25 protein-coding genes are annotated in these 23,039 nt (G+C 65.2%); 12 read left to right on the top strand and 13 right to left on the bottom strand.

Annotated features, from left to right (window positions below):
- Positions 1 to 76 precede the first annotated feature (76 nt).
- Together ABT375_RS09095 and ABT375_RS09090 are read right to left on the bottom strand one after the other, a co-directional pair.
- Positions 77 to 424 (bottom strand): Rap1a/Tai family immunity protein, encoded by a 348-nt coding sequence (locus ABT375_RS09095; protein ID WP_416464870.1) that lies wholly within the window; start codon positions 422 to 424, stop codon positions 77 to 79.
- A 54-nt stretch (positions 425 to 478) separates the two neighbouring features.
- Positions 479 to 1,717 carry a YceI family protein gene (locus ABT375_RS09090; RefSeq protein WP_416464818.1) on the bottom strand — a complete coding sequence of 413 codons (1,239 nt, stop codon included), beginning with the start codon at positions 1,715 to 1,717 and terminating at the stop codon, positions 479 to 481.
- Positions 1,718 to 1,968: 251 nt separating this feature from the next.
- Here ABT375_RS09090 and ABT375_RS09085 point away from each other — a divergent pair, with 251 nt between their 5' ends.
- Positions 1,969 to 2,406 (top strand): acyl-CoA thioesterase, encoded by a 438-nt coding sequence (locus tag ABT375_RS09085; protein ID WP_224548611.1) that lies wholly within the window; start codon positions 1,969 to 1,971, stop codon positions 2,404 to 2,406.
- A gap of 92 nt (positions 2,407 to 2,498) precedes the next feature.
- On the opposite strand, the gene ABT375_RS09080 is transcribed toward ABT375_RS09085, so the two are convergent.
- On the bottom strand, positions 2,499 to 2,876 hold the full coding sequence (locus ABT375_RS09080) for a DUF983 domain-containing protein (RefSeq protein WP_066600185.1): 378 nt from the start codon (positions 2,874 to 2,876) through the stop codon (positions 2,499 to 2,501).
- A 93-nt stretch (positions 2,877 to 2,969) separates the two neighbouring features.
- On the opposite strand from ABT375_RS09080, the gene pabB reads away from it, so the two are divergent.
- The 5 genes from pabB to msrA all read left to right on the top strand — a co-directional run bounded on the left by pabB (position 2,970) and on the right by msrA (position 7,375).
- Positions 2,970 to 4,139, top strand: coding sequence for an aminodeoxychorismate synthase component I (pabB, locus tag ABT375_RS09075; RefSeq protein WP_416464817.1), 1,170 nt, complete (start codon positions 2,970 to 2,972; stop codon positions 4,137 to 4,139).
- 61 nt (positions 4,140 to 4,200) lie between these two features.
- Positions 4,201 to 4,824: an aminotransferase class IV gene (locus ABT375_RS09070; protein WP_224548614.1), complete on the top strand. Its 624-nt coding sequence runs from the start codon at positions 4,201 to 4,203 to the stop codon at positions 4,822 to 4,824.
- 215 nt (positions 4,825 to 5,039) lie between these two features.
- Positions 5,040 to 6,242: a pyridoxal phosphate-dependent aminotransferase gene (locus tag ABT375_RS09065; RefSeq protein WP_224548615.1), complete on the top strand. Its 1,203-nt coding sequence runs from the start codon at positions 5,040 to 5,042 to the stop codon at positions 6,240 to 6,242.
- 322 nt (positions 6,243 to 6,564) lie between these two features.
- The gene (locus ABT375_RS09060; protein WP_224548616.1) at positions 6,565 to 6,717 is read left to right on the top strand and encodes a hypothetical protein; all 153 of its coding nucleotides are present in this window, start codon (positions 6,565 to 6,567) and stop codon (positions 6,715 to 6,717) included.
- Positions 6,704 to 7,375, top strand: coding sequence for a peptide-methionine (S)-S-oxide reductase MsrA (gene msrA / locus ABT375_RS09055; protein ID WP_261936277.1), 672 nt, complete (start codon positions 6,704 to 6,706; stop codon positions 7,373 to 7,375). Before ABT375_RS09060 ends, msrA begins: the two co-directional genes overlap by 14 nt.
- Before the next feature lie 45 nt (positions 7,376 to 7,420).
- On the opposite strand, the gene ABT375_RS09050 is transcribed toward msrA, so the two are convergent.
- From ABT375_RS09050 to thrS, 3 genes are all read right to left on the bottom strand, one after another.
- Positions 7,421 to 8,860 (bottom strand): hypothetical protein, encoded by a 1,440-nt coding sequence (locus ABT375_RS09050; RefSeq protein WP_416464816.1) that lies wholly within the window; start codon positions 8,858 to 8,860, stop codon positions 7,421 to 7,423.
- Between the two features lie 269 nt (positions 8,861 to 9,129).
- A complete protein-coding gene (gene infC / locus ABT375_RS09045; protein ID WP_066600201.1) occupies positions 9,130 to 9,663 on the bottom strand; it encodes a translation initiation factor IF-3 in 534 nt (177 codons plus the stop codon).
- 130 nt (positions 9,664 to 9,793) lie between these two features.
- Positions 9,794 to 11,773, bottom strand: coding sequence for a threonine--tRNA ligase (gene thrS, locus ABT375_RS09040; protein ID WP_261936692.1), 1,980 nt, complete (start codon positions 11,771 to 11,773; stop codon positions 9,794 to 9,796).
- 224 nt (positions 11,774 to 11,997) lie between these two features.
- On the opposite strand from thrS, the gene ABT375_RS09035 reads away from it, so the two are divergent.
- Both ABT375_RS09035 and ABT375_RS09030 read left to right on the top strand, forming a co-directional pair.
- The gene (locus ABT375_RS09035; RefSeq protein ID WP_416464815.1) at positions 11,998 to 12,429 is read left to right on the top strand and encodes an ExbD/TolR family protein; all 432 of its coding nucleotides are present in this window, start codon (positions 11,998 to 12,000) and stop codon (positions 12,427 to 12,429) included.
- Positions 12,430 to 12,500: 71 nt separating this feature from the next.
- The gene (locus tag ABT375_RS09030; RefSeq protein ID WP_416464814.1) at positions 12,501 to 12,677 is read left to right on the top strand and encodes a hypothetical protein; all 177 of its coding nucleotides are present in this window, start codon (positions 12,501 to 12,503) and stop codon (positions 12,675 to 12,677) included.
- A gap of 2 nt (positions 12,678 to 12,679) precedes the next feature.
- Here the strand turns inward: ABT375_RS09030 and ABT375_RS09025 are convergent, their stop codons facing one another.
- Genes ABT375_RS09025 through ABT375_RS08995 form a run of 7 tightly spaced genes read right to left on the bottom strand, consistent with a single transcriptional unit; the run spans position 12,680 to position 18,202 of the window.
- On the bottom strand, positions 12,680 to 13,045 hold the full coding sequence (locus ABT375_RS09025) for a DsrE family protein (protein WP_416464813.1): 366 nt from the start codon (positions 13,043 to 13,045) through the stop codon (positions 12,680 to 12,682).
- Positions 13,033 to 13,800 carry a HesA/MoeB/ThiF family protein gene (locus tag ABT375_RS09020; RefSeq protein ID WP_261936282.1) on the bottom strand — a complete coding sequence of 256 codons (768 nt, stop codon included), beginning with the start codon at positions 13,798 to 13,800 and terminating at the stop codon, positions 13,033 to 13,035. The genes ABT375_RS09025 and ABT375_RS09020 overlap by 13 nt, the downstream gene beginning before the upstream one ends.
- On the bottom strand, positions 13,797 to 14,213 hold the full coding sequence (locus ABT375_RS09015; protein ID WP_224548630.1) for a hypothetical protein: 417 nt from the start codon (positions 14,211 to 14,213) through the stop codon (positions 13,797 to 13,799). The genes ABT375_RS09020 and ABT375_RS09015 overlap by 4 nt, the downstream gene beginning before the upstream one ends.
- A 4-nt stretch (positions 14,214 to 14,217) precedes the next feature.
- Complete coding sequence (gene dut, locus ABT375_RS09010) at positions 14,218 to 14,673, bottom strand: dUTP diphosphatase (protein WP_224548632.1); 456 nt, start codon at positions 14,671 to 14,673, stop codon at positions 14,218 to 14,220.
- A complete protein-coding gene (locus ABT375_RS09005; protein ID WP_416464812.1) occupies positions 14,648 to 15,925 on the bottom strand; it encodes a bifunctional phosphopantothenoylcysteine decarboxylase/phosphopantothenate synthase in 1,278 nt (425 codons plus the stop codon). The genes dut and ABT375_RS09005 overlap by 26 nt, the downstream gene beginning before the upstream one ends.
- Positions 15,922 to 17,463, bottom strand: coding sequence for a 2-polyprenylphenol 6-hydroxylase (gene ubiB / locus ABT375_RS09000; protein ID WP_416464811.1), 1,542 nt, complete (start codon positions 17,461 to 17,463; stop codon positions 15,922 to 15,924). Before ubiB ends, ABT375_RS09005 begins: the two co-directional genes overlap by 4 nt.
- A 7-nt stretch (positions 17,464 to 17,470) precedes the next feature.
- Positions 17,471 to 18,202: a class I SAM-dependent methyltransferase gene (locus ABT375_RS08995; protein WP_224548637.1), complete on the bottom strand. Its 732-nt coding sequence runs from the start codon at positions 18,200 to 18,202 to the stop codon at positions 17,471 to 17,473.
- A gap of 194 nt (positions 18,203 to 18,396) precedes the next feature.
- On the opposite strand from ABT375_RS08995, the gene treA reads away from it, so the two are divergent.
- The 4 genes from treA to dnaA all read left to right on the top strand — a co-directional run bounded on the left by treA (position 18,397) and on the right by dnaA (position 23,027).
- Positions 18,397 to 19,983: an alpha,alpha-trehalase TreA gene (gene treA / locus ABT375_RS08990; protein WP_416464810.1), complete on the top strand. Its 1,587-nt coding sequence runs from the start codon at positions 18,397 to 18,399 to the stop codon at positions 19,981 to 19,983.
- A 17-nt stretch (positions 19,984 to 20,000) separates the two neighbouring features.
- Positions 20,001 to 20,813, top strand: coding sequence for a bifunctional DNA-formamidopyrimidine glycosylase/DNA-(apurinic or apyrimidinic site) lyase (gene mutM / locus ABT375_RS08985; RefSeq protein ID WP_416464809.1), 813 nt, complete (start codon positions 20,001 to 20,003; stop codon positions 20,811 to 20,813).
- A 116-nt stretch (positions 20,814 to 20,929) separates the two neighbouring features.
- Positions 20,930 to 21,193: a 30S ribosomal protein S20 gene (rpsT, locus tag ABT375_RS08980; protein WP_261936288.1), complete on the top strand. Its 264-nt coding sequence runs from the start codon at positions 20,930 to 20,932 to the stop codon at positions 21,191 to 21,193.
- Positions 21,194 to 21,617: 424 nt separating this feature from the next.
- The gene (gene dnaA, locus ABT375_RS08975; protein WP_416464808.1) at positions 21,618 to 23,027 is read left to right on the top strand and encodes a chromosomal replication initiator protein DnaA; all 1,410 of its coding nucleotides are present in this window, start codon (positions 21,618 to 21,620) and stop codon (positions 23,025 to 23,027) included.
- The last annotated feature ends 12 nt before the right edge of the window (positions 23,028 to 23,039 follow it).

Here is a 23,039-nt window from a genome sequence, read left to right as displayed (position 1 = left end):
AATGTACCAGTTAGGCCATGGGCGCACGCAATGAATTGTCGCGATCAGGCTTTCAGAGGAACCTGGTCGGCTCGCTCTATTTCGTGCAGGGCCAGCGCTCGTTCAAGGCCACGCTGACGAGGACCGAGGCGGGCGTCTTGCGCTGGTCGGGCCAGCGTTCGAGATAGGCGATGACGGTCTTGCGGGCTTCTTCCGCGCTCATCCGGTCGGGCCAGCAGACCGGGCGGGCGCGGCCGATGAACATGTCCTTGCGGATGCCGTCGACCACGCCGACGATATAAGCGGTGCAGGCGAGCGCATATTCCGGCGCCTTGTTGCGGCATTTGGCGAGCAGGGTCGTGCCGGTTTCGAACATGAAGGCCTGCGCCGCGACCGGGGCGGGGGATGCGGCGAGCAGGGCAGCGGCTAAGGGGAGGAGGCGCATCATCATGTGTCCCTTATCCTGTTCCGGCCTGCGCGGGAGCAGGCTGTTTTTTCTTCAATTCTTTCGCTTCGCGGTGAAGGCGAAGGTCAGCGCCACCTGCGGACCAAGCCCGCCGCTGCTGTCGCCATTGCCCACGCCGAAAAGCGCGCGGGTGATGGTGGCGCTGCCCGACACCTTGCGGGTTGCGTCCTTGCCGGACAGGGTGAAGCGGATCGTCTGCGGTTTGGACACGCCCTTGAGCGTCAGCGTGCCGCGGGCGCGGTAGCTGTTCGGACCGATGGCTTCCGCGCCCTTGGCCGTGAAGGTTGCGGTGGGATGAGCGGCGACACCGAAAAATTCGTCGCCGGGCAACATCCCGTCCTTATAGGCGTCGCCCACGCTGGCCGAGGCCATGTCGATCGTCACCTGGACATCGGCGCTGTCGGGATGATCGGGGTCCATGACGATCTGCGCGGTCCATTTGGAAAAGCTGCCGCTGATCGTCTCGCCATCATTGCCGACGGAGAAGCCGATGCGGCCGCCGGGTTGCACCGTCCATGCGGGCGGCGGGCCGACGGGTAGTTCGGCGGCGGCTTCGCTGGCGTTGGCTGCTGCGTTTTCAGCCGGGACGGCGGCGTCGGCGGCTTCCGCGACATTGGCGTCTTCCGCCGCGGCATTGGCGGGGTCTTCCGCGACCGGGACGGGCGCCGATGCAGCCTGCGGCGCGGGCAGGATCGCGCGCCCGGCGACGAAACCGACCAGGATCAACGCGGGCAGCCCGATCAGCAGAGCGGTGGAGCGCCCCGGCACCATCCGCCAGATGAGGCCATCGCGCATCAGCAGATGATGGCGCAACGCGCCCGCGACGTGCAGCGCCAGCAGCGCGATGCCCAGCCAGGCGAGCAGGCCATGGCCGTTTTCGGCGAGGCCATGCGCACTCGCTGGCAAGGGCAGATGGGGCAGGGGGATGACGCCGAACAGCAAGGTCGGCACCTTGACCTTTGCGGTCGATACCAGCGCCCAGCCGGTGAGCGGCGCGCCCAGCATGAAGGCGTAGAGACCGACATGTACGCCCGACGCGAGTGCGCCCTGCCAGCCATTCTCCAGCTTGGCCGGGCGCGGCTTCCAGAAACGCACGGCAATCCGCACCAGCGTCAGCGCCAGTACGGTGATGCCGACCGACTTGTGCATCTGATAGAGGGCGAAGCCGCGCGCGCCCAGATCCTCCAGCGCCCAGCCGACGGCGATCTGGAAAGCGAGCAGGGCGGCGATCGCCCAGTGCAGGAAGATGGCGGCCCGGCTATAGCGTTGCATGGTGGTTCCCTGGATCATGGCGGAACCGAAACTATGACGCCCGTGCGGCCAAGTCCATCGCCCGGGCGTGAAACGCTTCGTTGCCGCCGCACCGCCTTATGTGTCCCAAAGGACGCAGTTGCGGCATTTTTATGGGCGCGATTGCATCACCCGCCATCCGGGTTAAGAGGCTTATCTGTTGGATTGACGCGATTTCCGGCGTCCGATCGGAAGTCGCTACGGCACGCTCATAATCAGGGAAATAGCAGGACATGGCCAAACCCGAATCCTGGCGTCTGAACCCGGAGGCTTATCGCTTCGTCACCAGCATCGACACGCGGTTCCAGGATCTCGATACCATGGGCCATATCAACAATGTGGCGATCTCCGGCATTTTCGAAACCGCGCGCATCCGTTTCCACCATCATATGGGCCGCCATCCGCAGGAGCAGGGCGTGCGCTGGCTGGTCGCGAACGTGAACCTGAACTTCGTCGAGGAATCGCATTTCCCCTATCCGTTCGAGGTGCATTGCGCGATCGGCCATATCGGCCGCACCAGCTGGACGATCAGTTCGGCCGGCTTCCAGAAGGGCGTATGCGTCGCCACCTGCGACACTACGGTCGTCACCCATGGCGCCGAAGGCCGCCGCGCGATCGACGACACGCTGCGCGAGGCGATGGAGCTGAACTTCCTGCGCCAGCCGGAGTGATTTCAAGCGCCATTTAAGCGTTGCGTGTTCCCGCCTGCGCGGGAACGCGCAGGGCGTTAGTCAGCAGTCAAGGGACTGAATGTCGATCGGTCCTAGCGAAATCCCGCCATGCGCCGGCTCCATTGCACCGCGATCACCGCGCCCTTGACCGGCTGGATCATCGCCACGGCCAGCAGCACGGCGAGGCTGGGCCAGATCAGCGCCTGCCAGCCCAGCGGGATGGCGAGGGCGCTGTTCACCTCGATCATCAGGGGCACCAATATATGGCCCAACAGCAAGATGACGATATAGGCGGGGAAGTCGTCCGCCTGATGCGCGTCGAGCGCCAGGCCGCAGGACGGGCAATTGGGCGCGGTCTTGAGGAAGCGGGCGAACATGCGCCCCTCGCCGCAGGCCGGGCATCGTCCCCGCAGCCCATGGCCGATGGCGGCGCCGGTCGGGCGATCGGACGGGGGTGCGGGATCTGTCACGTCCCGGCAGCTAGGGGCTTTGAATGCCGGGCGCAATGGCGCGTCTGTGGCTTACCGCCTTTCGCCGATTGTAAAGCCTGTTAAGAAGCGCCCATGCGTCTGCCCGGTCCCAACGAAGCCTATTGCCTGTTCGACGACGCGCGCGCGCGCAGCGTGGCGCCCGCGCGCCTCTACCGCGACCCGGTGGAGGTCGTCGTCGCCCGCCGCATGGCCGATGTGCAGCCTGCGCTCGACCGCATCGCCGAAGCGCAGGAGAGCGGCCTGCATGTCGCGGGCTATATGGCCTATGAGGCGGGACTGGCGCTGGAGGAGCGGCTGGCGCCGATCGCGCACCGGCAGGACGCGGGCGCTGCACCCCTGCTGTGGTTCGGCCTGTTCGAAGGGGTGCGGCTGATCCCGCCCGGCACGCTGCCCGACCTGCTGCCCGACCCGGCGGGCGCGACCGTCGGCCCGCTGCGCCCCTTGGTGGACGAGGCCGCCTATGGCGTCGCCTTTGCCCAGGTGCAGGATTATATCCGCGCCGGCGACATCTATCAGGTCAATCTGACCTTCCCCTGCGATGTCGATGTCGCGGGCGACCCACTCGCCCTCTATGCCGCGGTCCGGCCGCGCGCCGCGGCGGGCTATGGCGGGGTGATCCGCACCGGCGATCGATCGATCCTGTCCTTCTCGCCCGAACTCTTCTTCACCCAGGTCCGCGGCCAGTTGACCGCGCGACCGATGAAGGGCACCGCCACCCGCGCCGCCGACCCGGATGCAGATGCGGCGCAGGCCCGCTGGCTGGAAAGCGACGCCAAGCAACGCGCCGAAAATCTGATGATCGTGGACCTGCTGCGCAACGACCTGTCGCGGGTGTCGCGCGCGGGCAGCGTGATCGTGCCCGACCTGTTCAAGGTCGAAACCTATCCTACCGTGCATCAACTGGTGTCGACGGTGCGTGCGCGCATCCTGCCCGGCCTGTCGCCGGTGGACGTGTTGCGCGTGTTGTTCCCCTGCGGCTCCATCACCGGTGCGCCCAAGGTGCGGGCGATGGAGATCATCGATGCGGTCGAACCCCATGCGCGCGGCGTCTATACCGGCACGATGGGCTGGATCGACCCGGAAGGCGACGCCGCCTTCAATGTTGCCATCCGCACCATTTCCGTCGAAGAAGGCGCAGGGACGGGGCGGCTCGGCCTGGGGTCCGGTATCGTCGCGGATTCGGATTGCGCATCCGAATGGGCGGAGTGCCTGGCCAAGGGGCGCTTCCTGTCGCTCCCTTGACCCTGGGCCTGATCCCTTAAGGGTGGTTGACTTTTGGCGCGGTGGGGCTTGAAAAGTTTCAATGGCATTGGCTGACGGACGGTTCGACCTCATCGAAACCATGGCCTTCGACCCGCTCGAAGGCATCAGGTTGCTGGAACTGCATCTTGAGCGGATCAAGGCGAGCGCCGACGCGCTCGGCTTCCATTTCGATCGCCATGATGTGCGCAACGAATTGCAGGCTGCGACCTTCCGCCTGCGCGACCGCAGCCGGGTGCGGCTGATGGTGTCGCGCGGCGGGGCGATCGCGATCGAGGTGCGCGGTCATCTGGGCTGGCCCGACCCGATCATGAAGGTCGCGGCCGTGCCGCGCCATGCGCCCGCGGATGACCTGCGCCTGCTGCACAAGACCAGCGATCGCAGCCTCTACAAGGACGCGCTGAAACGTGGCGGCACCTATGAAGTGCTGCTGATCGATGCGCAGGGCTATCTGACCGAAGGCTGCTTCTCCTCCATCTTCGTCGAACGGGGCGACAAGCTGGTGACGCCGCCTCTGGCGCGCGGCATCCTGCCCGGCATCTTGCGCCAGAGCCTGATCGACATGGGGGAGGCGGTGGAAGGCGACCTGCGCCCCTACGACCTGGAGCGCGGCTTCTTCATCGGCAATGCGGCGCGCGGCATGGCCGCCGCGACATGGTCGCGGTGACCGGGTAACGCCGAATATGGCGCGATAGCCGCGCTATTGTGCCGTAAAGCCAATAAGCGGCATCTGGCCGGTTGCCCCTTTCTCCGTTGCACATTAAGGGACGCCGCGTCCGCTTTTATTGCGGACGTTGGGGATTCTATATTTTTTTGACGCGATTTCCGAGTCAACAGGCTGTTTCGCCTAGTTTGAAATCGCTCTGAGGAAAGATTGTTGCCATGAGCCAGACTTCTGCCGCCTTGGGTCGCATCCAGCCGTCCGCCACGCTCGCCATGAGCGCCCGCGTGAACGCGCTCAAAGCCGAAGGCGTGGACGTTATTGGCCTGTCGGCCGGCGAGCCGGACTTCGACACCCCCGATTTCGTCAAGGAAGCGGGCATCGCGGCGATCCGCAACAACCTGACCCGCTACACCGACGTGGACGGCACTGCCGATGTCAAGGAAGCCGTCGCCTTCAAGTTCAAGCGCGACAATGGCCTGACCTACAAGCGCAGCCAGATCAGCGTCAATTCGGGCGGCAAGCACACATTGTTCAACGCGCTGGTCGCGACCGTCGATGCGGGCGATGAGGTCATCATCCCGGCGCCCTATTGGGTCAGCTATCCCGACATCGTGAATTTCGCGGGCGGCACCCCGGTGTTCATCGAAGGCCCGGCGAGCCAGGGCTACAAGATCACCGCCGCCCAGCTGGACGCTGCGATCACGCCGCGCACCAAATGGGTGATGCTCAATTCGCCGTCCAATCCGTCGGGCGCGGCCTATTCGGCCGACGAACTGAAGGCGCTGGCCGACGTGCTGCTGCGCCATCCCCATGTGCTGGTGATGACCGACGACATGTATGAGCATGTCTGGTACGCATCGACTCCCTTCGCCACCATCGCGCAGGTCTGCCCGGAGCTGTACGACCGCACCTTGACGGTCAATGGCTGCTCTAAGGCCTTCTCCATGACTGGCTGGCGCATCGGTTTCGCCGGTGGTCCCGAATGGATCATCAAGGCGATGAGCAAGCTCCAGTCGCAGTCGACCAGCAATCCCTGCTCGATCAGCCAGGCCGCCGCCGTCGCCGCGCTGACCGGCCCGCAGGACTTCCTGGAAGAGCGTAACGGTGTGTTCCGCAAGCGCCGCGACATGGTCGTCGCCATGCTGAACGACGCGCCGGGCCTGGATTGCCCGACGCCCGAAGGCGCCTTCTACGTCTATCCCGACGCCAGCGGCGTGATCGGCAAGGTGACGCCCAAGGGCGTGACGATCGACAGCGACGAGACGCTGATCGGCTATTTCCTGGACGAAGCGAAGGTCGCCGCCGTTCATGGCGCGGCCTTCGGCCTCTCGCCGGCCTTCCGCATCAGCTATGCGACGTCGGACGACGTGCTCAAAAAGGCCTGCACGCGGATTCAGGAGGCGTGCGCCGCGCTTCGTTAACGAGAAAGCCGCACCAGCCTTCAAGAGAGGCACGTGCCTCGCTTGAAGGCTGGTGCGGTTCCGCGCGGCATCGCTGCGCCGAGAAATATCACAAAATGGAAACGGTCCTTTTCGCACCGCGCCGTCTTGCGATTGACGCGGCATGGCTTATATGCCCGTTGCATAGAGAAACTGATTTAAGGACTGCCGCCTTTCGTCGTTCTGTCCCTGGCACTGGTCGAAACCCGCTCCCGCGCGGCCGGCCGTTCAGTCAGGGGCAAGGCGCATGGAGGTAGTCGACAGGTCGAGACGGCCTGAACCATATTTTAGAAAGGCGTTGGCCATGGTGGCATTCCTGAAATCCGATCTGTTCCTGCGCTTCCTGGGCGGGTTCGCGATCGGCGCGGTGGGCATGTTCATGCTCCAGCCGGAGGAGGCTCCGGTATTCGGATCGCCCGCGATTGCGGCGACCTCGACCAACAGTGCGGCGCTCTGACAGCCTCGCCCTGATTGCTCTGGCGGCGCTTGTCGTCGCCACGCCTCTGCGCGCCGAGCGCGCCGTCCTCGCCCCCGTTCCGACCATCGACGCCGCGCCCACACGCAAGCTGGAGACGGCCGTGTTCGCCGGCGGCTGCTATTGGGGCGTCGAGGGGGTCTTCTCCCACGTCAAAGGTGTCCACCTCGTCGTCTCCGGCTTTGCCGGCGGACCGCGCGACCGCCGTGTCGACTATGACATGGTGAGCGGCGGCGACACCGGCTATGCCGAGGCCGTGCGCGTCACCTACGATCCCGCGCAGGTCAGCTACGGCACCTTGCTGCGCATCTTCTTCTCGGTGGTGGCCGATCCCACCACGCTGAATTATCAGCAGCCCGATCATGGCACCCAATATCGCAGCGCGCTGTTCCCGCTGAACGACGGGCAGGCCAAGGCGGCGACCGCCTATCTGGCGCAGATCGGCAAGGCAGGGCTGTGGCGCGATCCGATTGTGACCAGGGTGGAGCGCTTCACCGGCTTCCAGAACGCCGCGCGGGACCATCAGGATTTCATGCGGAAAAACCCGCGCCATCCCTATATAATGCGCTGGGACGCGCCAAAGCTGGCCGCGTTCAAGGCGATGTTCCCGACCCTCTATCGCGAGACGCCGTCGGCCTGAAGGCCGGGCGAGAGGGCTGGCCATGGGCCAACCCTCTGCATCCTGTCACCAGCCGATGGTAAAGCCGGCGCGGGCGGCCGTCTTGCCGCCCCGGTTGAAGCCGGTTGCCACGCCGGCGTTCAGCGCGACATGCGGGGTCACGAGAGCCCCGACCTGCATCGCGCCCGCATGAGCCCCGCCATAGGTCGCCACGTTGGCCGTCAGGTTGAACTTCATATCCGGCAGGAAGGTCGCACCACCCATTGCGACCGCGACCGCGGTGCCGCTGGATACGCGATCTTCCATCCGATCGAGCCGACCGTCGATCTGATCCAGTCGATCGCCGAGCGCGTCGATCCGGGACGAAAGCTGGAGGTCCGCCGTCATGCGGGCGTTGGTTTCGCCAGTCAAAGCGCTAGCCAATGCTTCTCGCGCCGAACTTTCATTGTCGATCCTTTGATGAATCTGAAGGTCATTTTGCGCACGCTGCTGCGCTTCGTCGATGATCTGGCCGGACAGGGTGACATCGGCCGCCTGGCGTGTCGCCGCTTCGGCGGAGATGGAATTGGCCAGAACGCTATCGGCTGCGGCGCGCGTACCGGCTTCGTTGGCAATGCTGTTTGCCAATGCGATGTCGGCGTCGGTCCGTGCCGCTTTTTCTTCATCGATCCGGCCCGCAAGAGTGGAATCGGCGGCAATGCGGGCAGCCGCTTCGCTGTCCAGTTGCCCCTTATTGACCGCGTCTCCGGCCGCGACGCCATCGGCCAGATCGTGAATGCCGCTGCCGTTCATCTCTATCCCCTGGGTTACGCTCACCTTGGGTGTAACCAGTCCGGTTTCGTCAAGCCGCGTCGTTTCCTGTGCAGCGACCTGATATTGCAGCGAAAAAGGCGAGAAGACGGCGGAGTCCGGAATGGGCAGGGGGGAGAGTGAAGGGGCGCTGACCAAGACCGCATCGCCGGACAATGTCCCGAACACGATCGCGCCTGCGTCCGAGGTCGTCCGATAATTGCCTGTCAGTGCGGTGCGGTCACCGTTGACGATGGCGGTGGGATCGATCGATTTCAGATTATAGCTATAGTCCTGGCCCGTGGTTTCATCGTAGCCAGAAGCGCCCTGGATATCGACGCCGATATTGCGCGCTGTCGTTTGATAGTCGGAGTAGCGATTGAAATAGCCTATGGCGTTCGGATCGTTAATCGGCGTCAGCGAGCGAGACTTTCTGCCGATATATTGGGTCGTCAGATCGACCGTCGCGGCCGAATAGAAATTTGACGGATCCAGGCCTCCGAACGGGCCGGTCACTATGCCATCAACGGCCAGCGTGCCGTCGAAGTTGACCTGATATATCCGTGACAGGCCATTGCCCACCTCTTCCGACAGAAATGTCACGTTCCGCGTGCCGGTCGTCCTGCAAATAGCAGGGGCATAGCCGCCATTTCCATCGCAATCGACGTCGCTGAGGGGGGTCTGGCTGATGACGGGTACAGTCTGGGCATGAGCCACGGCGTTCATCGGAAACGGAAGACAGGCAAGCGAAGTCGAAAGGCAAAACGCCTTCAATCCCAAGTTCATGGATAACCCCCATTGACATGGCAAGAACCCCCACGGTTCCGGCCATGTTCAAATTCTTAAGAGTCCATTTTCATTGTGCAAGTCTTCGACATAGTGGAATAAAATATTCCAGCGCGTTGCGCCGGCAGCATGTAATTGCCGGGGCAACAAAAAAGGGCGGCCCCTTGCGGCGCCGCCCTTTTTAACGCTCTTGACGTCGCTTATTTCGGCGACAGCACCATCAGCATCTGACGGCCTTCCATGCGCGGATAGGCTTCGACCTTCGCGACTTCCTGGACATTTTCGGCCACGCGCTGCAGCAGGGCCATGCCGAGCTGCTGGTGGCTGAGTTCGCGGCCGCGGAAGCGCAGGGTGATCTTCACCTTGTCGCCGTCACCGATGAAATCATGCACCTTCTTCATCTTCGTATCATAGTCATGATCGTCGATGTTCGGACGCATCTTGATCTCTTTGAGTTCCTGCGTCTTCTGGGTCTTGCGGGCGATATTCGCCTTTTTCTGGGCTTCGTACTTGAACTTGCCGATGTCCAGAAATTTGCAGACCGGCGGGTCGGCATTGGGGGAGACTTCGACCAGGTCGAGGCCGACATCGGCCGCCTGCTCGATGGCTTCCTGCGTAAACATCACGCCCAGATTTTCGCCTTCGTCGTCGATCACGCGCACCTTGGGCACGGTGATGAACTCGTTATACCGGGGGCCGGACTTCGGCGGCGGCGCCAGCGGGCGGCGCATCATCGGGGGACGTATAGCAGTATCTCCTATGGTCGTTTCAAAAACGAATGGCTCTTAGCGGCTTTTTGGCAAAGCCGAAAGGGGTCCGTGTCCCCGCCGTAACGGAATCACGAACCCTTGTGGCATTGCTGCCTCACCGCATATCGGGTGCAAGGCTCTCATTTGCAAGGCGCGAAATGACATCGTCGAGCGAAAGGACGCTTTGCCCCTCCTTGCCCAGTTCGCGCAGCGCGACCGTCCCCTCGTCCGCCTCGCGCCGTCCGACGACCAGCAGGTTCGGCACCTTGGCAAGGCTGTGTTCGCGGACCTTGTAGTTGATCTTCTCGTTCCGCACGTCGATTTCGGCGCGGATTCCCGCCGCGCGCAGCTTCTCGACCGCTGCCTTCGCATAATCGTCCGCATCGGACACGATGGTCGCGACCACGGCCTGCACCGGCGCCAGCCAGAGCGGGAAGCGGCCCGCATAATGTTCGATCAGGATGCCGATGAAGCGTTCATAGCTGCCGAAAATGGCGCGATGGAGCATGACCGGCCGGTGCCGCTCGCCATCTTCGCCAATATAGCTGGCGTCGAGTCGTTCGGGCAGCACGCGGTCCGACTGGATGGTGCCGACCTGCCAGGTGCGGCCGATCGCGTCGGTCAGATGCCATTCCAGCTTGGGCGCATAGAAGGCGCCTTCGCCCGGCAATTCTTCCCAGCCATATTCGGGCGTGTTGAGGCCGGCGGCGGCGACTGCGTTGCGCAGCTCATTCTCCGCCATGTCCCACATCTCCTCGGTGCCGAAGCGCTTTTCCGGGCGCAGCGCCAGCTTGATCGAGTAGGTGAAGCCGAAATCCTTGTAGATGCGGTCGGCCAGCGCGCAGAAGGCGCGGACTTCCTCGACGATCTGGTCTTCGCGGCAGAAGATATGCGCGTCATCCTGCGTGAACTGGCGCACGCGCATCAGGCCGTGCAGCGCGCCATGCGGCTCGTTGCGGTGGCAGCAGCCATTTTCGTAGAAGCGCAACGGGAGGTCGCGATAGCTTTTGATCCCCTGACGGAAGATCAGGACATGCGCCGGGCAGTTCATGGGCTTGAGCGCCATCCAGTCGGCATCGTCCGACACCAGCGGGCCTTCATCGTCCACATTGGGCACTTCGTCGGGGATGACGAACATATTCTCGCGATACTTGCCCCAGTGGCCGGACGTTTCCCACTGGCGTGCGTCCATCACCTGGGGCGTCTTCACCTCGCGATAGCCCGCTGCGTCAATGGCGCGGCGCATATAGGCTTCCAGTTCGCGCCAGATGAGATAGCCCTTGGGATGCCAGAAGACGCTGCCATGCGCTTCCTGCTGGAGATGGAACAGGTCCATTTCCGCACCCAGCTTGCGATGGTCGCGCTTACCCGCCTCTTCAAGGCGCGTCAGATGCTCGGCCAACTGCTTTTTGTTGAGCCAGCCGGTGCCATAGATGCGGCTGAGCATCGCATTCTTCTGGTCGCCGCGCCAATAGGCGCCCGATACGCGCGTCAGCTTGAACGCGGCGGGGTCCAGGCGCCCGGTGGAAGCCAGATGCGGGCCGCGGCACATGTCGTACCAGTCGCCGGAGCGATAGACCGTCAGTTCCTCGCCCTCGGGCAGTTCGGCGGCCCATTCGGCCTTGAACGTCTCGCCGGCCGCGCGCCAGGCGGCGATCAGCGCGTCGCGGTCCATCACTTCGCGCACCAGCGGCTTGTTGGCGGCGATGATCTTGCGCATCTCCGCCTCGATTCCCGGCAGGTCTTCCTCGGTGAAGGGCCGGTCCCTGGGCGCGAAGTCATAATAGAAGCCATCGTCGGTCGACGGGCCGAAAGTGATCTGGGTGCCGGGGAACAACGCCTGCACCGCTTCGGCCAGCACATGGGCGAAATCGTGCCGGGCCAGTTCCAGCGCGTCGGCCTCATCCTTGCTCGTCACCAGGGCGAGGTGGGAATCCTGTTCCAGCGGGCGGCCGATATCGCGCAGTTCGCCGTCGACGCGCGCGGCGATGGCGGCCTTGGCCAGGCCCGGCCCGATCGCCGCTGCAATGTCCGCCGGGGTAGTGCCGGGCGCGACTTCACGCACGGAACCATCGGGCAGGGTAATCTTGAGCATGGCGGACACGGACATGGCTTTCTGTGAAATGGGCGGGTTGCGCGGCCCCAATTGCCGCGCCTTCCCCTTAAATGGGCGGCCCGCACTGTCAATAGAAGGGTTCGGAGGCGGACTGGCGCCGCCGGCGGCTCGCGGAACGCGGCATCGCGAAAGCGCTCTTGCCAACGCCCGTCGCAAAGCGCATGTTCCATGTGTTGTTATAACATATTTCAACAGGAGGGTTTATGGCCTTGCACCTTGCACGCCCGGAGTCCGCAGACGCACCGATGGGCGAGATGAACACGACACCGCTTATCGACGTCATGCTGGTCCTGCTCATCATGTTCATCATCACCATTCCGATGCAGACCCACAGCGTGGGCATCGACCTGCCGCAGGCGCCGGTTCAGCCGGCCCAGTTCACGCCCGACCCGGTCAAGAACAAGGTGACGATCGACGCCGCCGGCATGATCCGCTGGAATGGGGCGGCGATCGATCGGCTGACGCTGCGCCGCTATCTGGCGCGGTCGCTGGCGTTGCCGGTGGAGCCGGAACTGCAATTCCAACCGGATGCCGCGGCGCGCTACGTCATAGTGGATGAAGTGCTGGCCGACATCCGCCGGTCGGGCGTGACCAAGCTCGGCTTCGTCGGCAACGAACGCTATCGGGATTTCTGAAAAACGGCCTGCGCCTTGCCCCCGGCCCGCATCGCCGATAGCATCGGCGGGCGGAAAGGAGGGCAGGGCGCATGAAGACGGTTCGCTATGGTTTGATCGCCTGCTTCTGTCTCGGAGCGGCCTGGGGCGTTGCCCATCTCGCCACCCCGCCGCGTGCGGACGCGCTGGCGACGCCGGGCATGTCGATCGCTCCCGCAGCGCATGACCGGTCGCAGGAGCGGTGGCGCTACCTGCCGATCCTGCGATAGGATCAGGCGAAGAGTAGCCGGGCCTGATCGTCGGTCGCTTGCAGGAAGCCGACCGGTCCGCCCGTTTCGACGCCTTCGGGAAGGTCCGTCGCCGTCATGCCGCACAGGGCAAGGCCGCTCTGGCAGGCGATCAGCGTCACGCCCAACCCCAGCGCTTCATTCAGCAGCACGGCCAGATCGGGCAGGCCGGCGGCGCGATGGGCCGCATCGCGGGGCGCGACGATCGGCGCGCGCAGCAGCGCTACCGCATCCAGTTGCAGGAAGAGGGTCGCCGCGCCGCCCAGGGCGGCCTGCGCCGCCGCCAGCACCAGCGCGCCGCGCAGCCGCTCCGCATCGGCCGTCGCGACCAGGATGTTCAGGGCGCGCATAGAGCCACAGCGCATGCCGTACAGGCGGGGTCTTTGGGCACATCCAGCGTGCGGAAGCGCATCGAAAGCAGGTCGGCGATCAGCAGCCGCCCGGCCATCTCCGCGCCGAACGGCACCAGCGCGCGGATCGCCTCCAGCGCGGCCAGGCTGCCCATCGCGCCGGTCAGCGCGCCGATGACGCCGGTTTCGGCGCAATTGCGTTCCGGCGCATCCTGCGGCGCGCCGACCAGGCAGCGATAGCAGGGCTTGTCCGCTTCCCAGCCGCGATAGGTGGCGATCTGCCCTTCGAACGGGCCGACCGCCGCGGACACCAGCGGGATGCGCAGCCGCTGTGCGCTGTCCGCCACCGCCAGCCGGGTGTCGAAATTATCGCAGCCGTCCAGAATTACGTCCGCGTCCCGCAGCATGATCGCGGCATTGTCCGCGTCGATCCGCGCGTTGATCGGGATCAGCTTCACGTCGGGGTTGAGCCGCGCGACGGCCGCCATCGCGGCCTCCGCCTTGGGCGCGCCGATATCGGCGGCGCCGAACAAAATCTGCCGCTGCAGGTTGGACAGGGCGACCGCGTCATCGTCGATTACCCGGATCGTGCCGACTCCGGCGGCGGCAAGGTAGAGGATCGCCGGGCTGCCGATGCCGCCCGCCCCGATCACCGCTACGTCTGCCGACAGCAGCCGGGCCTGTCCCGCGCCGCCAATTTCCTTCAGGATGATGTGCCGGGCGTAGCGGTCCAGTTGATCGTCGCTGAGCGTCACGGCGCGTCGGACCAGAGGAAGCGGACCTGAGAGCGCATCCAGCGGGGCTCCGCCGCCCCGGTCTTGGGGAAGGAACCGCGCAATGTGCCGAGGATGCGGCCGCTCACATATTTTTCGACCTCGGGGCAACGCGCATTGACCGGCGCGATCTTGAGCGGCTTGCCTTCGCCCGACAGCAGGAACAGCATGTCGATTTCCAGCAGCCGCGATCCTTCATGATTGACCGCACCACTGCATTCGCCACGACGATAGAGTTTCGCGACATCGTCCGACCAGCGCGGCGACACCTTCCGCCCCAGCCAGCCGTCGATGACCGGGACGGCGGTCAAATCCTGCGGCATGGGCGGTGCATCGCCCGGAACCGGGCCTGGCATCGGGGTTGCAGCCAGCATCAGCGAAAGCAGCATCGTCATCGCGTCACACTCCTGTGGAACCGAACCCGCCCTGTCCCCGGACGGTATCGTCGAGACTATCGACTTCCGCGAAGCTGGCAAGCTGCACCGGCGCGACCACCAGTTGGGCGATCCGGTCGCCGCGCTGTATCGGGAAGGGCGCGTCGCCCAGGTTGATCAGGATGATCTTCAATTCGCCGCGATAGTCGGCGTCGATCGTACCGGGCGTGTTGGGCAGGCTGATGCCGTGCTTGAGCGCGAGGCCGGAGCGGGGACGAACCTGCACCTCATAGCCTTCGGGGATCGCCATCGCGAAGCCCGTCGCCACCGCATGGCGGCCACCCGGTTGCAGCACCAGTTCCTCGGCCGAAACGACGTCCATTCCTGCGGCATGGGCGGTCGCATAGGCCGGGACCGGCAGGCCCTCGCCATGGGGCAGGCGCTTGAGCCGGATTTCAATCGACGAGAGCGGAGAGGGCATGGGCGACCTTTTCGATGAGTTTGTCGGCGACCTCGCCCTTCGGCAGGCTGGGCCAGGATTCGATGCCGGCGGCAGTGACGATCTGCACGGCGTTGGCGTCGCCGCCCATTACGTCGCCGGATACGTCATTGGCGACGATCCAGTCAGCGCCCTTCTTCGCCAGCTTGGCCCGGGCATGGGCGGCGATCTGCTGCGTTTCGGCGGCAAAGCCCACCAGCAGGGCCGGGCGCTGCGCATGGCGGCCCAGAGTCGCGAGGATGTCGGGATTTTCGACCAGTGCGAGCGGCGCGGGCTGGCCGGAGCCGTCCTTCTTCAGCTTCTGGTCGGCGGCGTCTGCGGTGCGCCAGTCGGCGACCGCGGCAACCATGATCGCGGCGTCTGCCGGCAGGGCGGCTTCGACCGCGGCCAGCATCTGCCGTGCGGTTTCCACATCCACCCGGTCGACCCCCGCGGGCGTAGGGAGATGTACCGGCCCTGCGACCAGCGTCACCCGCGCGCCGGCCCGCGCGGCGGCGGCGGCGATCGCGAAGCCCTGCTTGCCCGACGATCGATTGGCGATGTAGCGCACCGGGTCGATCGGCTCATGGGTGGGGCCTGCGGTGATAAGGATGTGGCGACCCTGCAAAGACCCGTTCGTCTCGAGCGAAGTCGAGAGACGCTGGGCATCGCTGGCAAAATCGGGCTGCCCCGCGAGCGGATCGGCGCCCCTGGGCAATGCCAGCAGCCGCTCGATTTCCAAAGCGATCGCCTCCGGCTCGGGCAGTCGCCCCTTGCCATATTCGCCGCACGCCATCGCGCCATCGTCCGGCGTCATGACATGGACGCCGTCGGCGTGGAGCCGCTCCAGATTGCGCTGCGTCGCCTTGTGATGCCACATGCGCACATTCATCGCAGGGACCGCCAGCACCGGCTTGTCGGTCGCCAGCAGCAGCGTGGTGGCCAGATCGTCGGCGATGCCATTCGCCATCTTGGCAAGGATATTGGCGGTCGCGGGCGCGACGACGACCAGATCCGCCTGGCGCGATAGCTGGATATGGCCGATTTCCTGCTCGTCCTTCAGGTCGAACACATGGGTGAAGACCTGATCTTCGGTCAGCACCCCCAGCGACAGCGGCGTCACGAACTGCTGCGCCGACTCCGTCAGCACCGCGCGCACCGCGACCCCGCGCTTGCGCAGGATGCGGACCAGTTCGAGCGCTTTATAGGCGGCGATGCCGCCAGAGACGATGAGGAGGACGCGCTGTTGAGTCATAGATGCAGATGTAGGAGGGCGGAGCCCAGCACGCCAGCCGCCGCCGCGATCACCGCCACCAGCGCATAGCGCCAGCCGCCGCCTACGTGGATCAGCTTCACTTCCGTGAGCGGCGGCGGCGGCGGGGCGCCGCCCTTTTCGGGGAAGGCGTCCTCGATCCGCTTGACCAAACCCGGCAACCGCTGGAGCGTGCGCCAATTTTCGATCAGCGTGTCGGCGGCCTTCGCCTCCGGTCCCAGTTCGTCGCGCAGCCAGCCTTTCACATAGGGGCCGCTCGTCTCCCACAGGTTGATGTCGGGGTCGAGCGCGGTCGCCACGCCCTCCACCATCACCATCGTCTTCTGGAGCAGCAGCAAATGCGGCTGGGTCTGCATGTCGAAGTCGCGGGTGATCGCGAACAACCCGTCCAGCATCCCGCCGACCGAGAGTTCGCGCACCGGCTTGCCGCGCATCGGTTCGCCCACGGCGCGCAGGGCGGTGGCGAATTCGTCGACATTATGATGGCCGGGCACATATTGCGCCTCGAAGTGAATCTCGGCCACGCGCTTATAATTACCGGTGATCAGGCCGTAGAGAATCTCCGCCAGCCACATGCGCGCGCGCCGGTCGATCCGGCCCATGATGCCGAAATCGATCGCGACGATGTCGCCATTGGCCGTGACGAACAAATTGCCCTGATGCATGTCGGCGTGGAAGAAGCCTTCCGCAATCGCCTGTCGCAGGAAGGCGTTGACCAGCCGGGCGGCCAGATCCTTCACATCATGGCCCGCCGCGATCAGCGCATCGCGATCGGAAATCTTGATGCCGTCGATCCACTCCATCGTCATGACCTTGCCGGTCGTGCGGTCCCAGTCGATGACGGGAATGCGATAACCGGGCATCGCCTCCATGGCTTCGCTGAGTTCGGAGGCGGAGGCGGCTTCGCGGCGCAGGTCCAGTTCGCGCACGGTCCAGCGCTTGAAGTTCGCGATGACCAGGCGCGGGCGCAGGCGCGCGATCTCGCCGCCCAGCATCTCGACATGGGCGGCGGCCCATTCATAGGTCTGGATGTCGCGATTGAACTTGTCGATGACGCCGGGGCGGATCACCTTGACCGCGACGTCGCGGCCGTCGGTCGTGACCGCGCGATGCACCTGCGCGATCGACGCGGCACCGACCGGCACCTCATCGAAGCTCTTGTAGACGGCGTCCAGCGGACGGTCGAAACTCTGCTCGATCTGTGCCCGGATCGTGTCGAACGGCACGGGGGGCAGGGCGTCCTGCAAGCGCAGAAGATCGTTCGCCGCATGATCGCCGACCAGATCGGGCCGGGTGGCGAGCGTCTGGCCCAGCTTGATCGCGGCCGGGCCGATCGACTGGAAGGCGTCGGCATAGCGCGGCTGCCTGGGCACGCGCGCGCCGAGCCGGGCGATGCGGACCAGCCGCCGGACGGGGCCGGGGGTCAGCGGATCGCGCTCGATGCCGGTCAGCGCGCCATGCCGCGCCAGGGTGCGCCCCCATTTCAGGAGGCGGAAGATATGGGTGATATGGGCGGTCATCCGGGCGTCAAATCTTCCAGCCGCTGTGAATGGCGACCAGCCCGCCCAATATCGGTTCGACCTTGGTATTCACGAAACCGGCATCACGGATCATGCCCTCGAATTTGGGCATGGGCGGGAAGCGGCGGATCGATTCGATCAGATAGCGATAGCTGTCTGCGTCATTGGCGAACAGCTTGCCGAGGTGCGGCACCAGCTTGTGCGAATAGACGTCATAGACGTCCGAGAAACCCGGCCATGTGGTGGTGGAAAATTCCAGGCAGAAGAAGCGCCCGCCGAACTTGAGAACGCGGTGCGCCTCAGCCAGCGCCTGGTCGATATGGGTGACGTTGCGGATGCCGAAGGCGATCGTATAGGCGTCGAAAGCCCGGTCGCCGAAGGTCAGCGTTTCGGCATTCTGCTCCGACCAGATCAGCCCGTCAAACCCCTTCTTCTGCGCCCGCTCGACGCCAACGGCCAGCATCTCGGGATTGATGTCCGACACGGTGACCTGCGCGCCATGCTTGTGCATCCGAAAGGCGATGTCGCCGGTGCCGCCCGCCATGTCGAGTATCTGTTCGCCGGCGCGGGGCTTCACCCGGCGCACGAACTGGTCCTTCCACAGACGATGCGCGCCGCCGGACATGGCGTCGTTCATCAGATCATATTTCGCCGCGACGTTGGAAAAGACTGCGCGGACCATGCCCTGTTTTTCGGCGGCATCGACGTCGCGATAGCCGAAGGATGCTGTGTCGTTCATGGGCTTCGCTCTAGAGCATCGCGCGCAAAAGTGGGAACCGGTTTTGCGCAAAAAGCGATGCGACAACAAAAAAATGAAAACAGGTGACGACTTCCTCGAACGCCGACCGGCTTTTGCCGCTGTTCCGGTGCCATGCCAGTGGGAAGGCGAGGGGCGGAACGTTTCGCGGGCGTCATCCATTTTTCAGGCAAACCATGTCGGGGGAGCCTCTTATCGTGCGTCCAGTCCTTGCTGCCCTTGCCGCCATGCTGTGCATGGCCCAGGCCGCGCCGCAAACGTCCGCGCCGCCGCCCGGCCCGCAGCGCATCTACGGCCCCCTGTTCGAAGCGGTGCAGCGCGAGAAGATCTTCCCCGACGGCAAAACCTTCGTGGACGCGGTGCCCAGGGCCGATGCCGCGACGATCCTCGATCGCTATCGGCAGGAAAAGCCGCAAGGGCCGGCGCTGCGCGCCTTCGTCCTCAACTATTTCGATGTGCCGGGCGAACAGGCGGCGGCGCAGGGCCTGCGCGGCCATATCAGGGCACTCTGGCCGCAACTGACGCGCCCGGCGCTCAGTCCGCCGGCGGGGGCATCCGCGCTCGCCTTGCCCGCGCCCTATGTCGTGCCGGGCGGGCGCTTTCGCGAGATTTATTATTGGGACAGCTATTTCACCATGCTGGGACTCAAGGCCGACGGGCAACAGCCTTTGATCGATTCGATGCTGGTCGATTTCGAAAGCCTGATCGACCGCTACGGCTTCATCCCCAATGGCACGCGGACCTATTATCTGGGCCGGTCGCAGCCGCCCTTCCTGGCGCTGATGGTGGATCTGGCGAGCAATCCCAACGATCCCCGGCACCTCAAAGCCCTCCGCGCCGAGCATGATTTCTGGATGCGCGGCGCGGAGGGGCTGGCGACGGGCGCGGCCGACCGGCGCGTCGTGCGGATGCCCGATGGCGCGCTGCTCAACCGCTATTGGGACGACAGACCGGGGCCGCGCGACGAGAGCTGGGCGGAAGATGTCGCCACCGCCGGGCAAAGCAACCGCCCGGCCGCCGCCATCTATCGCCACCTGCGCGCGGGCGCGGAAAGCGGCTGGGACTTTTCCTCGCGCTGGCTGGACGACCCCAGGCGGCTGTCCACGATCCGCACGACCGACATCGTGCCGGTGGACCTCAACAGCCTGCTCTGGTCGCTGGAGCGGGCCATCGCTCGCCGCTGCGCCGCGGCGGGGGACGCCGCCTGCGCCCGGCAGTTTGGATCGCTGGCCACCGCGCGCGGGAAGGCGATCAGCCGCTGGCTATGGCAGGCGCGTGAGGGGCGCTATGCCGACTGGGACATGCAGGCGCGCAAGCCGACGCCGGTCGTCTCCGCCGCGACGCTCTTCCCGCTCTTCGTTGGCCTGGCCGACCGGCCACAGGCGGACGCCGTCGCTCGCCTGGTCCGCGCGCAGTTGCTGGGGGAGGGCGGCCTGCGTACCACCCGCATCGCCAGCGGCCAGCAATGGGACAGCCCCAATGGCTGGGCGCCGCTCCAATGGGTGGCGGTGGAAGGACTGGCCCGCACGGGTCATGAAGCGTTGGCGAGGGATATCGCCCGTCGCTGGATCGGCACGGTCGATGCGGCCTGGCGCGAAACCGGCAAGATGCTGGAAAAATATGATGTCGAGACGCGCAAGCCCGGCGGCGGCGGGGAATATGCATTGCAGGACGGGTTCGGCTGGACCAACGGCGTCACGAGCGCGCTGATCGACCGCTGGCCGGATCTCGATCCCGATACCCCTGTTGCAGCCGCCCGCTAACGCCTACATGCATCGCCATGCCTGAGCTTCCCGAAGTCGAAACCACCGTTGCGGGCTTGCGCTCCGTCCTCCAGGGGGCGGTGCTGACGCGAGTGGAGCCGCGCCGCGCCGACCTGCGCTGGCCGATCCCGGTCGACCTGCGTCAGCGGATGACCGGGGCGACGGTGACGGGGCTGTCACGTCGCGCCAAATATGGCCTGATCGAAACCGATCGCGGCGACATGATGATTTTCCATCTCGGCATGTCGGGTCGCTGGCGAATCGACCCGGCGGAGATCGGCGCGCACGACCATCTGCTGCTTGAGACAGGGCATGGCCATGTGCTGTCGCTCAACGACCCGCGGCGATTCGGTTCGCTGGACCTGGTGCGATCGGACGCATGGCAGGCCTACACGCCCTTCACCCGCATGGGGCCGGAACCGCTGGGACCGGACTTCGACACCGCCCGCCTGGCCGCCGCGCTCAAGGACAAGGCGACCTCGATCAAGGCGGCCTTGCTCGACCAGCGAATCGTCGCTGGCCTCGGCAATATCTATGTGTGCGAAGCGCTCAACATGGCGGGCATCGCGCCGACTCGCGCGGCGGGCAAGATCGGGCGCGTGCGCCTCGGCCTGCTGGTGGAGGCGATTCGCGATGTGCTGTCCGCCGCCATCGTCGCGGGCGGCTCCACCCTGCGCGATTATGCGCGGCCCGACGGGGAACTGGGCTATTTCTCCAAACAATGGCGGGTCTATGGGCGGGAAGGCGAATCCTGCCTGTGCGGCGGCACGGTGCAGCGTCGGGTGGACGGGGGGCGATCGACCTTCTTTTGCCCCAAATGTCAGAAATAGCGTCGCCCGAATCCGTTGACGCCTGCCCCGAACCTCTGTAAGGGGCGCACCTTCACGAGGCATGTCGGTTGTTCGGCGGGCCTCTTCCCGAGATTTGATGAGAACCGAGGAATAGAATGGCCAATACGCCGCAAGCCAAGAAGCGCATCCGTCGCAACGAGCGTCGCGCCGCAATCAATGGCGCCCGCATCAGCCGGATCCGCACCCTGGTGAAGAAGGTGGAAGCTGCCCTCGCCGCTGGTGACAAGGACGTCGCTGCCACCGCCCTGCAGGCCGTCCAGCCCGAGCTGGCCCGTGGCGTCGCCCGCGGCGTGCTGCACAAGAACACCGCCGCGCGCAAGTTCGGCCGCCTGACCAAGGCTGTCAGCGCGCTCGCCTAACCCCTCCGGGTTTTTCGGCAGATCATAAGGCCCGCCCCATCGCTGGGGCGGGCCTTTCGTCGTTCCTTCACAATATGGTCATTTTTGACGATTGGCCAATTTCCCGCGATTCGACGCACTGCGGCACGATTATTTCCTTACAAACTGTTGAAATAACGTGATAATTTCATTCTCGTTCGATTCCCGCGGCTTTGCTGAGTCAACGGCTTTATTTCACTTTTTTGAACCATGCTGCCCTTGATCCGGCGGTGTCCCCCTGTCTATTTTTGAAATCCGGCCGCTGTCGAATCACCTTGATGCGGCCGTCATGTGAGATTGCATATCGTAAGGAACTCGGGATGGCGGGGGCTTTTCCGATCGAGTATCCTTGCGTCTTTTTTCCTGCCCGGATCAGGGGGCACAGTTGGTGGGGTCGTCAAAGTCTATGAAGGATGTTGTGGGCGTGGTTGGTTGGCAGGACGGAGAGATTAGCCAGGCCGATGCGGGCCTGGAATTCGCCTGGACCAGCATCCGCGCCGGCCTGCGCCGCGATGTCGGCGCACGGATGTTCGATCAGTGGCTCAAGCCCGTCCGCCTCGGTGACTATTGCGCCGAATCGCAGACGCTCGACCTGCTGGTCGCCAGCGATTTCAGCGCCAATTTCGTGTCCGGCCAGTTTGGCGACCGCCTGCGCATGGCCTGGCGCAGCGCCGGGGCCGGCGTGCGCGAGGTGCGGTTGCGCCGTGCGCCCGACGCCACCGGGCCGCGCCTGCTGGAAGTCGTGCATGTCGAGCCGCCGGTGCCGACTGAAACCGCCGCGCCCGTCGCCATCGCCTCCAATTTCCTGCCGCGCCACGGCTTTGACGATTTCGTCATGGGCGAAACCAACCGCCTTGCCTGTTCGGCCGCCCAGGCGATGGCCGGCGAAGCCACGCCGCGCTTCAGCCCGCTGTTCATCCATGGCGGCACGGGCCAGGGCAAGACCCACCTGCTCCACGCCATCGCCCGCGCCTTTTCCGCCCATGCGCCCACGTCCCCCGTGCTCTACATGTCGGCCGAACGCTTCATGATGGAATTTGTGAACGCGATGCGCGCCAATGAGACGATGGCGTTCAAGGGCCGGCTGCGCGCTGCCCGGCTGTTGCTGATCGACGATATCCAGTTCATTGCGGGCAAGGGATCGACGCAGGAGGAATTCCTCCACACGATCAACGACCTGATCGACAGCGGCGCGCGTATCGTCGTGACCGCCGACCGGCCGCCGCAGATGCTCGAATCGATCGATCCGCGAATCCTGTCGCGCCTCGCCGGCGGCCTGGTCGCCGATATCCAGCCCGCCGGGCTCGACCTGCGCCTCGCCATCCTCGAATCGAAGCGCGCGGTGGCGGGCGATCCGCCGGTCCCCGATGCGGTGATCGACTTCCTCGCCCGCTCGATCCGCTCGAACGTGCGCGAACTGGAAGGGGCGTTCAACAAGCTGGTCGCTTATGGCCAACTGACGGGCCGCTCGATCGACCTCGACTTTGCGCAAGGGATGCTGGCCGACGCCGTGCGCGCCAATGCGCGGCGCATCACGGTGGACGAAATCCAGAAGGCCTGCGCTGCCCATTTCAAAATCGACCCGTCGGAAATGCGTTCCAAGCGCCGCGCCCGCGCCGTCGCCCGCCCGCGCCAGGTGGCGATGTACCTCGCCAAGAAGATGACGCCGCGTTCGCTGCCCGAAATTGGCCGCATCTTCGGCGGGCGCGATCACAGCACGGTGATCCATGCCGTGCGCACGATCGAGGCGCTGCGCGAAAGCAACCCGGACATGGACGCCGATGTCCGCGCGCTCCAGCGCCTGCTGGAGGGCTGACAAGCCCCTCTG

Origin of the sequence: Sphingomonas sp. VDB2, from assembly GCF_047946695.1 — a bacterium.
GTDB classification, from domain to species: domain Bacteria; phylum Pseudomonadota; class Alphaproteobacteria; order Sphingomonadales; family Sphingomonadaceae; genus Sphingobium; species Sphingobium bisphenolicum.
This window is presented reverse-complemented; position numbering and strand designations above follow the sequence as displayed.

What these genes read in the sequence shown, in the direction of transcription:
- ABT375_RS09095 (WP_416464870.1), bottom strand. Translation starts at nt 424, where the DNA reads ATGCGCCTCCTCCCCTTAGCCGCTGCCCTGCTCGCCGCATCCCCCGCC.
- ABT375_RS09090 (WP_416464818.1), bottom strand. Translation starts at nt 1,717, where the DNA reads ATGCAACGCTATAGCCGGGCCGCCATCTTCCTGCACTGGGCGATCGCC.
- ABT375_RS09085 (WP_224548611.1), top strand. Translation starts at nt 1,969, where the DNA reads ATGGCCAAACCCGAATCCTGGCGTCTGAACCCGGAGGCTTATCGCTTC.
- pabB (WP_416464817.1), top strand. Translation starts at nt 2,970, where the DNA reads ATGCGTCTGCCCGGTCCCAACGAAGCCTATTGCCTGTTCGACGACGCG.
- ABT375_RS09070 (WP_224548614.1), top strand. Translation starts at nt 4,201, where the DNA reads ATGGCATTGGCTGACGGACGGTTCGACCTCATCGAAACCATGGCCTTC.
- ABT375_RS09065 (WP_224548615.1), top strand. Translation starts at nt 5,040, where the DNA reads ATGAGCCAGACTTCTGCCGCCTTGGGTCGCATCCAGCCGTCCGCCACG.
- ABT375_RS09060 (WP_224548616.1), top strand. Translation starts at nt 6,565, where the DNA reads ATGGTGGCATTCCTGAAATCCGATCTGTTCCTGCGCTTCCTGGGCGGG.
- infC (WP_066600201.1), bottom strand. Translation starts at nt 9,663, where the DNA reads ATGATGCGCCGCCCGCTGGCGCCGCCGCCGAAGTCCGGCCCCCGGTAT.
- thrS (WP_261936692.1), bottom strand. Translation starts at nt 11,773, where the DNA reads ATGCTCAAGATTACCCTGCCCGATGGTTCCGTGCGTGAAGTCGCGCCC.
- ABT375_RS09035 (WP_416464815.1), top strand. Translation starts at nt 11,998, where the DNA reads ATGGCCTTGCACCTTGCACGCCCGGAGTCCGCAGACGCACCGATGGGC.
- ABT375_RS09030 (WP_416464814.1), top strand. Translation starts at nt 12,501, where the DNA reads ATGAAGACGGTTCGCTATGGTTTGATCGCCTGCTTCTGTCTCGGAGCG.
- ABT375_RS09025 (WP_416464813.1), bottom strand. Translation starts at nt 13,045, where the DNA reads ATGCGCGCCCTGAACATCCTGGTCGCGACGGCCGATGCGGAGCGGCTG.
- ABT375_RS09015 (WP_224548630.1), bottom strand. Translation starts at nt 14,213, where the DNA reads ATGACGATGCTGCTTTCGCTGATGCTGGCTGCAACCCCGATGCCAGGC.
- dut (WP_224548632.1), bottom strand. Translation starts at nt 14,673, where the DNA reads ATGCCCTCTCCGCTCTCGTCGATTGAAATCCGGCTCAAGCGCCTGCCC.
- ABT375_RS09005 (WP_416464812.1), bottom strand. Translation starts at nt 15,925, where the DNA reads ATGACTCAACAGCGCGTCCTCCTCATCGTCTCTGGCGGCATCGCCGCC.
- ubiB (WP_416464811.1), bottom strand. Translation starts at nt 17,463, where the DNA reads ATGACCGCCCATATCACCCATATCTTCCGCCTCCTGAAATGGGGGCGC.
- ABT375_RS08995 (WP_224548637.1), bottom strand. Translation starts at nt 18,202, where the DNA reads ATGAACGACACAGCATCCTTCGGCTATCGCGACGTCGATGCCGCCGAA.
- treA (WP_416464810.1), top strand. Translation starts at nt 18,397, where the DNA reads ATGTCGGGGGAGCCTCTTATCGTGCGTCCAGTCCTTGCTGCCCTTGCC.
- mutM (WP_416464809.1), top strand. Translation starts at nt 20,001, where the DNA reads ATGCCTGAGCTTCCCGAAGTCGAAACCACCGTTGCGGGCTTGCGCTCC.
- rpsT (WP_261936288.1), top strand. Translation starts at nt 20,930, where the DNA reads ATGGCCAATACGCCGCAAGCCAAGAAGCGCATCCGTCGCAACGAGCGT.
- dnaA (WP_416464808.1), top strand. Translation starts at nt 21,618, where the DNA reads ATGAAGGATGTTGTGGGCGTGGTTGGTTGGCAGGACGGAGAGATTAGC.